The organism is Paenarthrobacter sp. CCNWLY172 (assembly GCF_037402035.1).
Classification (GTDB): domain Bacteria; phylum Actinomycetota; class Actinomycetes; order Actinomycetales; family Micrococcaceae; genus Arthrobacter.
The window spans coordinates 104,316-117,445 of sequence record NZ_JBBEGB010000008.1; the positions used below are offsets into that span (position 1 = coordinate 104,316).

Annotated in this window: 11 protein-coding genes; 6 read left to right on the forward strand and 5 right to left on the reverse strand. The window is 61.9% G+C overall.

What is annotated here, in order from left to right:
• Positions 1-4: 4 nt before the first annotated feature.
• On the forward strand, positions 5-2,296 hold the full coding sequence (locus WBN73_RS14075; RefSeq protein ID WP_337340600.1) for an alpha-L-rhamnosidase: 2,292 nt from the start codon (positions 5-7) through the stop codon (positions 2,294-2,296).
• Positions 2,293-4,062, forward strand: a complete 1,770-nt coding sequence (locus WBN73_RS14080; protein WP_337340599.1) for a glycoside hydrolase family 3 protein — start codon at positions 2,293-2,295, stop codon at positions 4,060-4,062. Before WBN73_RS14075 ends, WBN73_RS14080 begins: the two co-directional genes overlap by 4 nt.
• 293 nt (positions 4,063-4,355) lie before the next feature.
• Here the strand turns inward: WBN73_RS14080 and WBN73_RS14085 are convergent, their stop codons facing one another.
• Together WBN73_RS14085 and WBN73_RS14090 are read right to left on the reverse strand one after the other, a co-directional pair.
• Entirely contained in the window at positions 4,356-4,790 is a 435-nt protein-coding gene (locus tag WBN73_RS14085) for a DUF4192 family protein (RefSeq protein WP_337340598.1), read from the reverse strand.
• A 3-nt stretch (positions 4,791-4,793) separates the two neighbouring features.
• On the reverse strand, positions 4,794-5,351 hold the full coding sequence (locus WBN73_RS14090; protein WP_337455594.1) for a DUF4192 family protein: 558 nt from the start codon (positions 5,349-5,351) through the stop codon (positions 4,794-4,796).
• Positions 5,352-5,684: 333 nt separating this feature from the next.
• On the opposite strand from WBN73_RS14090, the gene WBN73_RS14095 reads away from it, so the two are divergent.
• The 4 genes from WBN73_RS14095 (at position 5,685) to WBN73_RS14110 (ending at position 12,076) form a co-directional block, all read left to right on the forward strand.
• Positions 5,685-6,725 (forward strand): iron ABC transporter substrate-binding protein, encoded by a 1,041-nt coding sequence (locus tag WBN73_RS14095; protein WP_337340597.1) that lies wholly within the window; start codon positions 5,685-5,687, stop codon positions 6,723-6,725.
• A gap of 142 nt (positions 6,726-6,867) precedes the next feature.
• Entirely contained in the window at positions 6,868-8,328 is a 1,461-nt protein-coding gene (locus WBN73_RS14100; RefSeq protein WP_337340653.1) for an ABC transporter permease, read from the forward strand.
• Positions 8,325-9,494 carry an ABC transporter ATP-binding protein gene (locus tag WBN73_RS14105; protein WP_337340596.1) on the forward strand — a complete coding sequence of 390 codons (1,170 nt, stop codon included), beginning with the start codon at positions 8,325-8,327 and terminating at the stop codon, positions 9,492-9,494. Before WBN73_RS14100 ends, WBN73_RS14105 begins: the two co-directional genes overlap by 4 nt.
• Positions 9,491-12,076 carry an AMP-binding protein gene (locus tag WBN73_RS14110; protein ID WP_337340595.1) on the forward strand — a complete coding sequence of 862 codons (2,586 nt, stop codon included), beginning with the start codon at positions 9,491-9,493 and terminating at the stop codon, positions 12,074-12,076. The genes WBN73_RS14105 and WBN73_RS14110 overlap by 4 nt, the downstream gene beginning before the upstream one ends.
• 217 nt (positions 12,077-12,293) lie before the next feature.
• Here WBN73_RS14110 and WBN73_RS14115 read toward each other — a convergent pair whose 3' ends face one another.
• From WBN73_RS14115 to WBN73_RS14125, 3 genes are read right to left on the reverse strand one after another with little or no spacing between them, the layout of a single operon-like run.
• On the reverse strand, positions 12,294-12,482 hold the full coding sequence (locus WBN73_RS14115) for a hypothetical protein (RefSeq protein ID WP_337340594.1): 189 nt from the start codon (positions 12,480-12,482) through the stop codon (positions 12,294-12,296).
• Positions 12,483-12,516: 34 nt separating this feature from the next.
• The gene (locus WBN73_RS14120) at positions 12,517-12,738 is read right to left on the reverse strand and encodes a hypothetical protein (protein ID WP_337340593.1); all 222 of its coding nucleotides are present in this window, start codon (positions 12,736-12,738) and stop codon (positions 12,517-12,519) included.
• A gap of 38 nt (positions 12,739-12,776) precedes the next feature.
• Positions 12,777-12,977 carry a DUF4192 family protein gene (locus tag WBN73_RS14125; RefSeq protein ID WP_337340592.1) on the reverse strand — a complete coding sequence of 67 codons (201 nt, stop codon included), beginning with the start codon at positions 12,975-12,977 and terminating at the stop codon, positions 12,777-12,779.
• Between the last annotated feature and the right edge of the window lie 153 nt (positions 12,978-13,130).

Sequence of the window (13,130 nt, forward strand, 5' to 3'; positions counted from 1 at the left end):
GCTCATGACAGCACTACTCCCGTGGTCCGCGACGATGATTGCGCCCAACGAGGACTTCAATGGAGCGCCGCTGCTGCGGAAGGAATTCGCCCTGGCAGACAGCCACGGCTCACTCGTCAAAGCGATCCTTCGCGCTACGTCCTTCGGTGTTTACGAGGCCTCCATCAACGGACGTCCGGTGGGCGAGGATGTGTTGAGCCCAGGTTGGAGTGCCTACGAGTGGCGGCTCCGCTACCGCAGTTACGACATCACACACTTGCTGGAACCCGTCAATGTCATCGGCGCTGCCCTTGGCAACGGCTGGTACCGGGGCAACTTGTCCTGGAACGGCAATTCTGCGTTCTACGGCTCGGAACTTGGCTTCTTCGGCCAGCTGGACATCGAATATGCGGACGGCTTCGTCCAGACACTCAGCACTGATTCGTCCTGGCAGTCCGGCCCCTCGGCCATCCTCGCCAATGACCTCTACAACGGACAAACCATTGACGCCAGGCTCACCGCGGACAACTGGACCAAGCCCGGTTCCGACACGAGATCTTGGGGCGGCGTCCAAGCCCTAGAGTTCGACACCGCTCGCCTGGCCGAGCCGATCAGCCCGCCTGTGGTCCGGAACGAAGTCCTCAGGCCCGTGGATATCTTCACGTCCCCCAGCGGCAAAACACTCCTGGACTTTGGACAGAACCTGGTTGGATGGCTCCGGTTTACGGTACAGGGCCAACGCGGTGACACCATTACCGTCCGCCACGCCGAAGTACTCGAGGACGGTGAACTTGGCGTCCGTCCGCTGCGCACGGCGCAAGCCACGGACAGCCTCATTCTTTCCGGTGGGCCGGACTTCTTTGAGCCGACGTTCACGTTCCATGGCTTCCGCTATGCCGAGGTGACTGGCTGGCCGGGTGAGCTGACAGCGGATTCCGTGGAAGCCGTCGTCGTACATTCCGCGCTTGAGCGGACCGGCACGTTCGAATGCTCCAATCCACTGGTAAACCAGCTGCACAGGAACATTGTCTGGGGGCTGAAGGGTAACTTCCTGGACCTGCCCACGGACTGCCCTCAACGAAACGAGCGGCTCGGCTGGACTGGTGACATCGCCGTGTTCGCGCCCACCGCTGCCTACCTGTACGACGTCAAGGACTTCCTGCAGGACTGGCTCCAGGACCTTGCCGCCGAGCAGGGAGCCGCCGACGGGATGGTCCCGTTTACCGTGCCGGACATCCTCAAATATGAGGAACACCCCAAGGAATTTCCGGCCCCCGAGTCCACCGCGCTCTGGAGTGAAGCCGCCGTCTGGGTTCCCTGGGCGCTGTGGGATGCCTATGGAGACCAGGATGTTCTGCGCCGGCAATACGACTCGATGACTGCCCACACCCGACGGGTTGAGGGGTTGCTCTCCGAGACTGGCCTATGGGACCAGGGTTTCCAGTTCGGCGACTGGCTGGATCCCGACGCCGCACCCGACCAGCCGTGGAACTCCAAAGCGGATAACGGCGTCGTAGCCACGGCCTGCCTCTACCGCACCGCCAGACTCATGTCGGAAACCGCCGCGATCCTCGGCCACGCTGACGACGCGGAGGAGTTCAGTGACCTCGCCGAACGTGTACGTTCCGCCTTCAACAGCCACTACGTTGGCCCGGACGGCATCATTCTCAGCGACTGCACCACCGTTTACGCCCTCGCCATTGCTTTTGACGTGCTCGACGGCGACGAGGAACGAACGTTCGCAGGGAACCGCCTCGCTGAACTTGTCTCCCGCAACGGGTATCGGGTGTCCACCGGTTTCGCCGGCACACCCTTTATAACGTGGGCTCTGTCCGAATCGGGACACGTTGACGATGCCTACAGGCTTCTCTTGGAGGAACAGTGTCCCTCGTGGCTCTACCCGGTGACCATGGGGGCCACCACCGTCTGGGAACGCTGGGACTCGATGCTGCCCGACGGAACCATCAACCAGAGCGAGATGACCAGCTTCAACCACTATGCCCTGGGTGCAGTTGCCGATTGGCTGCACAAGGCGGTCGGCGGTATACGGCCACTTGAGCCCGGATACGCCAGGGTTCTTTATGCACCCAAGCCCGGCCACGGAATCCAATGGGCCAATACCAGCCTGGTCACGCCGCACGGAACCGTGGCCAGCGAGTGGCATCTCCAAGAAGGGGGAGGCTACGAGTTCAGCGTTACGGTGCCCGATGGCGTATCTGCCGAAATTGACGTGCCGTCGATGCCTCGGCAAGAAGTAGGCTCTGGCACGCATACGTTCCGTACCTCTGGGCTGGTCCTGACAGGAGAAGGCAAATGAGCGCGAGGGCCACCCATGCCCCCTACCAGGACGCAACCCTCCCCGTGAGCGAGCGGGTAGAAGACCTCCTCGGACGCATGACCCTGGAAGAAAAAGCCGGGCAAATGTTCCATGCCATCACTTTCGGCGGAGCATCCGTGGACGCAGGAACCCAGGGTCTGATTGCCGACGGATTCATGAGCCACTTCAACGTCCACCAACTGCCGGATGCGCGGACGGCGGCCCGGTGGCATAACGCCATTCAGGAGCTGGCATCCCGGACGAGACTGGGTATTCCCATTACAGTCTCGACGGATCCCCGGCATGCCTTCGCCGAGAACCAGGGCGCGTCCTTCGCAGCCGGCTTCTTCTCCGCATGGCCCGAGCCCATAGGCATGGCCGCACTCCGGGATCCCGAAACTGTTCGGCGCTTCGCTGACACGGCACGCCAGGAATACCTGGCCGTTGGACTTCGGGCAGCCCTGCACCCCACCGTGGACCTCGCCACCGAACCAAGGTGGGCCAGGCAATACAGCGGCTTCGGCCAAGACCCCGAGCTCACGGGCCAGCTGGCCGCGGCCTACCTTGAGGGGTTTCAGGGCGGTTCCGTAGGCGATCAGAGTGTTGCGTGCATGACCAAACACTTCCCTGGCGGCGGGCCCCAAAAAGACGGGGAAGACCCGCACTTCCCGTATGGGCGTGAACAGGTCTATCCGGGTGGCAGGTTCGAGGACCACCTGCTGCCATTCCGTCACGCCATCGGCGCCGGCACCAGCGCCATCATGCCCTACTACGGAATGCCCGCGGAACTACGCCGCAACGGTGAGGCCATCGAGGAAGTAGGGTTCGGGTTTAACCGACAAATGATCACCGGACTGCTGCGCGAGGAACTCGGCTACGACGGTGTGGTGTGCACTGACTGGGGGCTCCTGCACGACTCGGACGTGTTCGGCATGAATCTGCCCGCCAGGGCCTGGGGCGTTGAGCACCTCTCCGTTGAAGACCGCATGGTCAAGGCCATTGAAGCGGGCTGCGACCAGTTCGGTGGAGAAGCCTGCCCCGAAATCCTCGTGGCCCTGGTGAAGTCGGGCCGCATCCGGGTACAGCGCATCGACGAATCAGTGCGGCGGTTGCTGAAGGTCAAATTCGAGCTCGGGCTCTTTGAGAACCGCTACGTGGATGAGGAAGAAGCTGTAGCCGTCGTGGGCAACGCAGAATTCCGTGAGGAGGGCCTCAAAGCACAGAGTCGGTCCGTGGTGGCTCTCAAAACTGTATCGGGTGTCTTGCCGTTGAGCTCCTCGACTCGTGTGTACCTGGAGGGGATGCCGCCCGATGCCTTCGCTGATTGTGCTGTCATCGCACCTACTCCGGACGATGCCGACGTCGCGATTGTCCGTCTCGATGCCCCTTACGAGCCACGCAATGATCTGTTCCTTGAGGCGATGTTCCATGCCGGGAGCCTGGAGTTCGATGCCACTACCGTGGCACGTATTGAAGAACTCGCTTCGAAAGCACCCGTGGTCCTTGCGATCAACCTCGACCGTCCGGCGATACTCACGCCGCTGGAACCGCATTGTACGGCTCTCTTGGCCACGTTCGGAGTCTCCGATCAGGCCCTCGTGCGGGTGCTGACAGGCAAGGCAAATCCCGAAGGCCGGCTTCCCTTTGAATTGCCACGATCAACTCAAGCCGTCCTTGAGGCCCACAGCGATGAACCGGGTGGTACCCGGGACCCTTTGTACGCCTATGGTTACGGGCTGAATCGACTGGAACGCAACAGCACGTAAGGAGAACGCTCGATGTTCGGCTGACTCAATCGTGTGGCGCAGTCGCCGACTCGCCTCGGTTCTGATCTAGTGTCGTGTCGTCACTACTGCGGCGTGGTGCCGGGCAAGAGTGGATACGGTGTCGACTTAGCATAGTTTTCGAAGGAACCGGCTGTCCTGGTAGGGATGAGACATTCGAAGCGGATCAGCCGGGTTTCTCCATGAACGGGAGGTCTCGAAGCTACTTTTGCTCCTGGAATTTAGCCGCCGATGACGGAGATTCGGTCAACCTGCTCAGTCTTGGAAAAAGTGGTTTATGCCATGTCGAGTCGGGTTTTGTAGGCGGTGTTTTTGTTGGTGTTCCAGCCTGCGATGATTCCTGCGCCGAGCATGTGGTCGGTGAGTCGTGCGAAGCGGTAGCCGGGGTCGGTGTCGAGGGCGAGTTGGAGGTATTGGTGTGCTTTGGATCCTCGTCCTTCCCACCAGTTGATGTAGCCGATGGTGGTGAGGATTGGTGCTGCGTGTTGTGGGCTGGTCCGTGTGTAGGCGTGGAGAAGGAGCTGTTGTGCCCATTCGATCCGCGACCATTTCGGGGCAGTCTCGGTTTGGGCGAAAAGGATGTGTTGGGGTGGTTCGTTGATGCCGGGGATGTCTGCCATGAGCCGGTCGCGGATGTGGGGGAATTGGAAGTTCGCGATGAGTGTGGCGCAGTCCTCGTCGGTCGGGAAACCGTTGTTGTCGAGCATCATCGTCTAGAGATGCCTTGCTTGTAGCGCCGCTTGATGGGGTGCCTGTTCTCGGATGGTGCGCATGCAGTTTTCGACGGCGGTGGCGTGGCCTGCTGCGTGGGTCGGTGTTGGGAGGACGATTTGGTTGGTGGGTTCGATGGTGCTGCCGCGGTAGATGAACTCGGCGTTGACGCGGCTGTATTCGGTGGTGCTGAGGGGCAGGCTGATGTTTTGTCCGGGTTCGCTGTCGTAGGGGGAGTAGGCGTCATCGCTGACGAAGATTCCGTTGCGGATGGTGATGCCGTTTTCGGCGAGGACTCCGGTGAGCGCCGCAATGGTCGCCGCATGTGGTTTGGGCTGGCCGGGTTCACAGTGGTGTGAGGTGTAGAGGGCGAAGACGATGCTTTTCGCGCTGGTGTCGCTGGTGAGGTAGCTGCTGACGGTGCGGGCGTAGGGGAGTTCTGTTCCGGATTGGCGGGGAAGGTCGATGCGGAGGGTGGCTCTGACCTTGCCTTGGTCCAGGGCGATGCAGACCAGACTCTCTTGGGGCCAGAATCCGAGGGTGTGCCCGATGAAGCTCAGTAGATCTGCCGGGTCTTTTGGACAAACTGGTCAAGGTGGGCTGCTCCCGGAAGCCCATCCTGCACGTCGCAATGTGATGGTTTTTCCATGAGCTCAGCATGCAGTCGGTACAGCCTCGACGGTCATCCGCAGGACCTAAGCGGGGAAGGTGACTGTTGCTGTGCCGCACCATGCGGGGTCTGAGGGTTGCAACGTGGCCCTGACCCCACAATGGTAGGAGCGCCGTAACATTCGTGCCCAGCAGTTCGGAGCCTTGGACGCTTAGGCATGGCTAACCTAAACTTCCTGGGAGGGTCCCCAATCTCTCTCCGACAGTTTGCAGAAAGTATCTCCATGAAGATCCCCAACATTGCGCTGGCCAAAATCGCACTTGTAGCCACCGCCACCCTTGCCCTCGCAGCCTGTGGCTCCGACGCTTCGACCGCCCCCGCGCCGTCCGAAGCCGTCGATGGCATCACGGTGTACAACGCCCAGCACGAAAGCCTGACCAAAGAATGGATCGACGCCTTCACCAAGGAGACGGGAATCAAGGTCACCTTGCGCCAAGGGTCGGACACTGAAATGTCCAACCAGATCATTCAGGAGGGCGCGGCCTCTCCTGCCGACGTCTTCCTGACGGAGAATTCCCCGGCCATGGCTCAGGTTGAAAATGCCGCCCTCTTCGCCGACGTAGACCAGACCACCATTGACCAGGTGCCCGCAGAGTTCCGTCCTTCCACCGGCAAATGGACCGGTATCGCAGCCCGCTCCACCGTGTTGGTGTACGACAAAAACAAGATCAGCGAAGACAAGCTACCCAAGTCCATGCTGGATTTGGCCAACCCGGAGTGGAAGGGCAAGTGGGCAGCGTCGCCCACCGGCGCCGACTTCCAGGCCATAGTCTCCGCACTGCTGGAACTGAAGGGCGAAGCCGCCACTGAGGCATGGCTTAAAGGCATGAAGGACAACTTCAAGGCCTACAAGGGCAACGGCACGGCCATGAAGGCTGTTAACGCCGGCGAAGTTGATGCCGCGTTGATCTACCACTACTACTACTACGGCGACCAGGCCAAGACCGGCGAGAACTCCAAGAACGTCACGCCGTATTACTTCAAGAACCAGGATCCGGGTGCCTTCGTATCTGTGTCCGGAGGTGGCGTGCTGAAGTCCTCCAAAAAGGCATCCGACGCCCAGGCTTTCCTGAAGTTCATCACGGGCAAGAAGGGCCAGGAGATCCTGAAGACCGGCACGTCCTTCGAATACGCCATTGCCTCGCAGGTTGAGGCAAACGAAAAGCTGGTTCCCATCAAGGAACTGCAGGCTCCCGTGGTTGATCCGGCAAAGCTGAACTCCTCCAAGGTCACCGACCTGATGACCCAGGCGGGACTGCTGTAATTCGGTGATCACCAGGTTTTCGCTTCCCGGCCGGCCAGGTCCGGGAAGCACGACGACGGCGGGCAAGGGCAAGCGCCTTCGCCCGCCTTTCGGCGTTTCCACCGTATCGGTCCTGGCGGTCCTGATCGCCTTCTTTTCGCTGATGCCGCTCGGCTACGTGGTCTACATGACCGTCGCGACCGGGTGGGACACCGCCGTCGAACTCATAGTCCGTCCGCGCGTTGGCGAGCTGCTCCTAAACACGATTCTGCTAACCGTACTGACCGTTCCGCTATGCCTTGTGCTCGGTGTTGGTGGGGCTTGGCTGGTGGAGCGCACTACCTTGCGTGGCCGCACATGGTGGGCTGTTGCGCTGGCTGCGCCACTGGCAGTTCCGGCGTTCGTGAACAGCTATGCGTGGGTGTCCGCGATACCGTCGCTGGAGGGCATATGGTCAGGCGTGCTGATCGCCACGCTGTCCTACTTCCCTTTGGTCTACATTCCAGCCGCGGCAACGCTAAGCAGGCTGGACCCCGCTATTGAGCAGTCTGCGGCTTCGTTGGGTCTGGATCCCTGGGCAGTGTTCCTCAGGGTGGTGTTGCCGCAGCTCCGCATTGCCATGACCGGTGGCGCCCTGCTGGTGGCGTTGCATCTCCTCGCGGAGTACGGAGCCTTCGCGATGATCCGCTTTGATACCTTCACGACGGCGATCATGGTCCAGTTCCAGTCGACGTTCAACGGCAAGGCCGGAAACATGCTGGCCAGCGTCCTTGTTTTCCTGTGCCTGGTCCTGCTCCTGGCCGAGGTGAAGAGCCGCGGTACGGCCCGCTACGCAAGGATCGGTTCGGGCGCACAGGCGAAAGCAACAAGGCTGGAGCTGGGTAAGTTCCAGGCCCCAGCCCAGTTGGCCATGCTTGCGGTCACGATCCTGGCCTTCGGCGTGCCGGTCTGGATGGTCCTGCGCTGGATCGCTGCGGGTGGCCCGGAGGTGTGGGTGGTCGGCGAGTTCGCCCCGGCATTGCTGCAAACCCTTCTGTATGGGGCTGCCGGCGCGGTGGCCACCACCGTGGTGGCGTTCCCCATGGCATACCTTGCGGTCAGGCGGCCCAGCTGGTTCAGCAAGGTCCTGGAGCTGTCCAACTATGTAACGAGCTCACTGCCGGGCATCGTTGTGGGCTTGGCGTTCGTCACCGTCAGCATCAGGGTTCTGCCGGGCATATATCAGACAGCAGGGGTCCTGGTTGCGGCGTACGTGCTGCTCTTCCTTCCCCGGGCACTGGTCAACCTTCGGGCCGGCCTTGCCCAAGCACCCAAAGAGCTGGATGAGGCCGCGCAATCCCTCGGCAAGGCTCCCTTGGCGTCGTTCTTCAAGGTCACCCTGCGGCTCACTGCCCCTGCGGCTGCCGGCGGTGCGGCCTTGGTATTCCTTGCCATCGTCAATGAGTTGACGGCAACGCTTCTGCTCTCGCCGAACGGGACCCGGACCCTGGCCACCGAATTTTGGAGCAAGAGCAGCGAGATCGACTATGCCGGTGCAGCACCGTACGCGTTGTTGATGATCCTGCTCTCGGCCCCCATGACCTACCTGCTCTTCCACCAGTCCAAGAAAGTTGCCGGACCGTGACCGAACAATCTCCGCCCAGGCTTTCAGCGCCGCGGGTTGCACCCGCTGTGGCACCCAGCACCAACACGCACTTGGACATCTCCGATGTCACTAAGAACTTCGGTTCCCAGGCAGTATTGAAGGGCGTCAACCTATCCGTCGCACTGGGGCGAACAACCGCCATCGTTGGACCTTCCGGCTCGGGCAAGACCACCCTGTTACGGCTCATTGCAGGCTTCGAACATCCCGACACCGGGACCATCAGCCTCAGCGGTTCCACCGTTGCCGGCAACGGAGTCCGGGTTCCGGCCCACAAGCGCCAGATCGGCTATGTTGCCCAGGACGGCGCCCTGTTTCCGCACCTTTCCGTGGGGCAGAACATAGCCTTCGGGCTGGATTCCGGAAAGCTCGACGGCGGTCGGCGGGCCGTGGGCGCCCGCGTCCAGGAGCTGCTCGAGATGGTCGCGCTGGACGGTTCCATGGCCAAGCGGCGCCCGCACCAGCTGTCCGGCGGCCAGCAACAGCGCGTTGCCCTGGCGCGTGCTCTTGCGCGGGAACCTGAACTCATGCTGCTGGACGAGCCGTTCTCGGCCCTTGACGCGGGCCTGCGCGTCGCCACGCGGCGGGCGGTGGCTGAGGTGCTGGACGCCGCGGGTGTGACCACCATCCTCGTGACGCATGACCAGGCTGAAGCGCTGTCGTTTGCGGACCAGGTAGCAATCATGCGGGGTGGAAAACTGGCGCAGATCGGCAATCCCTTTGTGGTGTACACCCGCCCGGCGGACCGCGCCACCGCCGAGTTCCTCGGTGACGCCGTCATCCTGGACGCATGGCTGGAAGGTTCGCTGGCCACGTGCTCGCTAGGGGGTATTCCCGTGCGCCGACCCCCGGCCCAGGGAAGGGTGCAGCTGATGCTGCGGCCGGAACAGATCCGCATCGCGCCTGATGGACCCATCCGCGGAGTCGTTGTGGACACGGATTACTTCGGACCCGAGACCACTGTCCGCATCAAGCTCGCGGCCTATAGCGCTGCCGACGGCGGAGTCTCCGGTAATGGCCACCGCTACCCCGGCGGCGGTGAGGTGATCACCATCCGGCACTGGAACGCTTCGATTACCAAGCCCGGGACGGAACTGTGCCTTCGCGTTGTCGGCGAGGGAGTGGCCTTTCCCCAGGAGATTCAATGACAACAACAACGCTCGACCTTGCACCCGTTCCCTTTGCCGCGCAGCTTGCCCGTTTCGGAGATAGTCCGGCCATTCGCGGTGGCCCGCGCACCATTTCGTACGCAGAGCTTGCAGATCTGGTAGCTACGACCGCAGCCCGGCTCGGCCCTGTCCGTCGGCTTGTTGCACTGACCGCCTCGAATGACGTGGACTCACTGGTCGCCTACTTGGCTGCGCTTACCGGAAACCACGCGATCATCCTCCTGCCCGCGGACAAGCCCGCTGCGCTCGAATCGCTCGTGGCCGCGTACGACCCCGACGTCATTATGCGTTCGGGGTCCGGCGAGCCTGTGCTGGAGGAACGCCGGCCCGGGACCCGGCATGAACTCCACCCTGAGCTGGCACTACTCCTCAGCACCTCCGGCTCCACAGGCTCACCCAAGCTGGTCAGGCTTTCGTTGGAAAACCTGCAGTCCAACGCCGAGTCCATTGCCGAGTATCTGGGCATAGGTCCACACGACCGGGCAGCCACCACGCTGCCGATGTCCTACTGCTACGGCCTGTCGGTGATCAACAGCCACCTCCTCCGGGGCGCATCGCTGGTGGTGACCGACTTGTCCGTGGTGGACCCGTGCTTCTGGAATCTTTTCCACGCCGAAGGGGCTACATCGTTTGCCGCCGTCCCCTACACCTTTGAGCTGCTTGAACGGGTGGGCTTCGCGGACATGGACCTGCCCTCGCTCCGTTATGTGACCCAGGCCGGTGGTCGCCTTGGCCCGGACAATGTTCGAGACTACGCTGGGCTTGGTGCACGACGGGGCTGGGACCTCGTTGTCATGTACGGACAGACCGAAGCCACCGCCAGAATGGCCTACCTGCCACCGGACCTCGCCGCTGAACATCCACAGGCCATCGGAGTTCCGGTGCCCGGTGGAACATTCCGGCTTGAACATGTTCCCGGACTCGAAGAGTCTGAGCTGATTTACGCGGGACCAAACGTCATGCTCGGCTACGCCGAAAGTCCTCAGGACCTGGCCTTGGGACGGACCGTAGCTGAACTCCGAACGGGGGACCTGGCCAAGCGCACCCCCAACGGGCTCTACGAGATCGTGGGCAGACGAAGCCGTTTCATCAAAGTGGTCGGTCTTCGGGTGGACTTGGGCCACGTCGAGCGCATTCTGAGCGGGTTGGGGGTTTGCGCGGCCGTAGCAGGCACAGATGGCCGGCTCGTTGCCGCAGTTGAAGGGGATCACGATCTCGCCCTGATAGCAAAGACCGTCGCCCAGGACCTTGGGCTGCCGCGCGCCGCCGTCGACCTCCATCCCGTCCCCGAGATACCCCGGCTGGCGAACGGAAAGCCTGACTACCCTGCCATCATCGCTATGGCGTCCCGACCGGAGATACCAGCCAACGAGCCACCTCCGCATCACCCCGGCACGGACGTGCGGACGATCTTCGCCGAAGTACTCGAAACGGCCAACGTCACGGACACGGACACCTTTGTGTCGCTCGGCGGAGACTCACTCTCGTACGTCGCGGCCTCAGTTCGCCTGGAGCAGGAACTCGGTTACCTTCGGCGGGGATGGCATCTGATGCCCATCCGCGAGCTCACCCCCGGACTGAAACAGGCCGAGCGCGCCGGGCATACCGCCAAACCGATCCATGGGCGGGTACGCACATGGCAAAAGCGGTTGCTTGCACCGATGGAGACAAGCGTCGTCCTGCGGGCAGTGGCCATCGTCTTCATCGTTTCCACGCACATCGGCCTGTTCTCCTGGGAAGGAACAGCTCACGTACTGATGGCCGTCGCCGGCTACAACTTTGCCCGGTTCCAGCTTGAGGGAAATCGGCGTTCCCGTTTCGGACGGCACTTGCGGGCCATTGCCCGGATCGTGGTTCCCAGCGTGGCGGTGATAGCAGTCGCATTCGCTGTCACTGATGACTACGCCTGGCACAACGTTCTCCTTCTGAACTCACTCGTCGGCCCGCAAGGGTGGACGGACATGTCCCGCTTCTGGTTCGTCGAGGTGCTGGTTCACATCCTTCTCGGACTGGCGCTGCTTCTGGCTATCCCGGCCGTCGATCGGGCCATGCGTAGATGGCCTTGGGCTTTGCCGCTCGCGTTGGCGGGCTTGGATCTCCTGCAACGGTTCGACGTCGTTGAGCTGCCCTATCCCGGCCAGGGGCCTGTTCTGTGGCTCTTCGCCTTCGGCTGGGCTGCCGCCGTGTCCCATACGCTCTGGCAGCGCATCCTTCTCACCGCTGTTGCCCTATGCACGATCCCGGGATCCTTCGAAGACACCTACCGCAGCGCCACGATTCTCGCGGGCTTCCTCGTTCTCCTCTGGATTAACACCTTGCCCGTCCCGCGCGGCATGCACAGGTTCGTCGCCCTAATGGCCAGTGCTTCGCTGTATATATACGTCACCCATTGGCTCGTATACCCAATGGTCATTCAGATTGATAAGGGTCTGGCGGTGTGGGCATCCCTGGCCGTCGGCGTGGCCTATTGGGCTCTTATGATCAGGGTCATGGGGGCTGCGGAAGGTTGGCTGCGACCAGCGCGTCCCACTGCTGTTGAGCGACCTGGTTCCATGTCCTGATATGGATGTCGCCTAGCTGCCTTATCCCGGACCTGGTGGGAAGCCTTGCTGACACGGCCTCTCGAGACGACTAGGGGACAGGGACCGCCAGAGTCTTGCTGCGAGAGATGAAGGTGAACTGTAGCTGAATAAAGCAGCTTTCTGGATACCTACGGCCACGGTACTGTCCCAGTGCTCGAATAGATCGCCGCTCTGGACACGTCCAGCGCTTGGGAGTTCAAAGGATGAGCTGGTCGCGGATGTGCGGGAACTGGAAGTTGGCGATTAGGGCAGTGGTTTTTTCTTCTGTGAGGTAATCGCGGCTGTCGGGCATTGTGGTCCAGAGTTCGTGTGCCTGCCGGACGGCTTTCTCGGGGTTTAGTGACTTGATGGCGATCATGTGGTTTTCGATGACGGTTGCTTCCACAGCCTGGTGCGTTCGTGGTGGCAGGGTGATTTGGTCAGTGGGGGGCGATGGTGCTGCCGCGGTAGATGAATTCGGCGTTGACTTGGCTGTAATCGGTAGTGCTGAGTGGCAGGGTGATGTCCTGGCCCGCTCCGGTGTCATAGGGGGCGGCCGTGTCGCTACCGACGAAGATTCCGTTGCGGATGGTGACGCCGGTTCTGCGAGGACTCGGGGAGCGCGGCGTGGCCTTTCGACTGGCCAGGTTCGGAAGCGGCACTGGTATACAGGGCGAAGACAATGCTTGTGGCTTTGGAGTCATTTGTGAGGTAGCTTGGCGACGGTCCGGGCGCAGAGGACTTCGTGGCATGGCTGGCGGGAGAGGTCGATGGGGAGCGTTGCGCCTACTTTGCTGTTGTCGAGGGTGATGCAGACGAAGCTCACCTGTGGCCAGAAGCCGAGGGTGTGTCCGATGAAGCTGAGTAAATCTGCTGGGTTTTTGATGGTCAGCGAGTTCATGGTCCTGTTCCTTGCCCTAATTCGGTGTGCATGTGGTTTGTTGGGGTTGGGTGTCCTTCTGTTAGGAACCCGGGCGCTGGGGTAGGGGCTGTAGTGCAACCGGGGGGACCGGGAGTGCCGGAAAGTTCGTGAGGATGGGAGCGACGTAAGAGC

What these genes read in the sequence shown, in the direction of transcription:
- WBN73_RS14125 (WP_337340592.1), bottom strand. Translation starts at nt 12,977, where the DNA reads ATGAACTCGCTGACCATCAAAAACCCAGCAGATTTACTCAGCTTCATC.
- WBN73_RS14085 (WP_337340598.1), bottom strand. Translation starts at nt 4,790, where the DNA reads ATGATGCTCGACAACAACGGTTTCCCGACCGACGAGGACTGCGCCACA.
- WBN73_RS14080 (WP_337340599.1), top strand. Translation starts at nt 2,293, where the DNA reads ATGAGCGCGAGGGCCACCCATGCCCCCTACCAGGACGCAACCCTCCCC.
- WBN73_RS14100 (WP_337340653.1), top strand. Translation starts at nt 6,868, where the DNA reads ATGCCGCTCGGCTACGTGGTCTACATGACCGTCGCGACCGGGTGGGAC.
- WBN73_RS14075 (WP_337340600.1), top strand. Translation starts at nt 5, where the DNA reads ATGACAGCACTACTCCCGTGGTCCGCGACGATGATTGCGCCCAACGAG.
- WBN73_RS14095 (WP_337340597.1), top strand. Translation starts at nt 5,685, where the DNA reads ATGAAGATCCCCAACATTGCGCTGGCCAAAATCGCACTTGTAGCCACC.
- WBN73_RS14110 (WP_337340595.1), top strand. Translation starts at nt 9,491, where the DNA reads ATGACAACAACAACGCTCGACCTTGCACCCGTTCCCTTTGCCGCGCAG.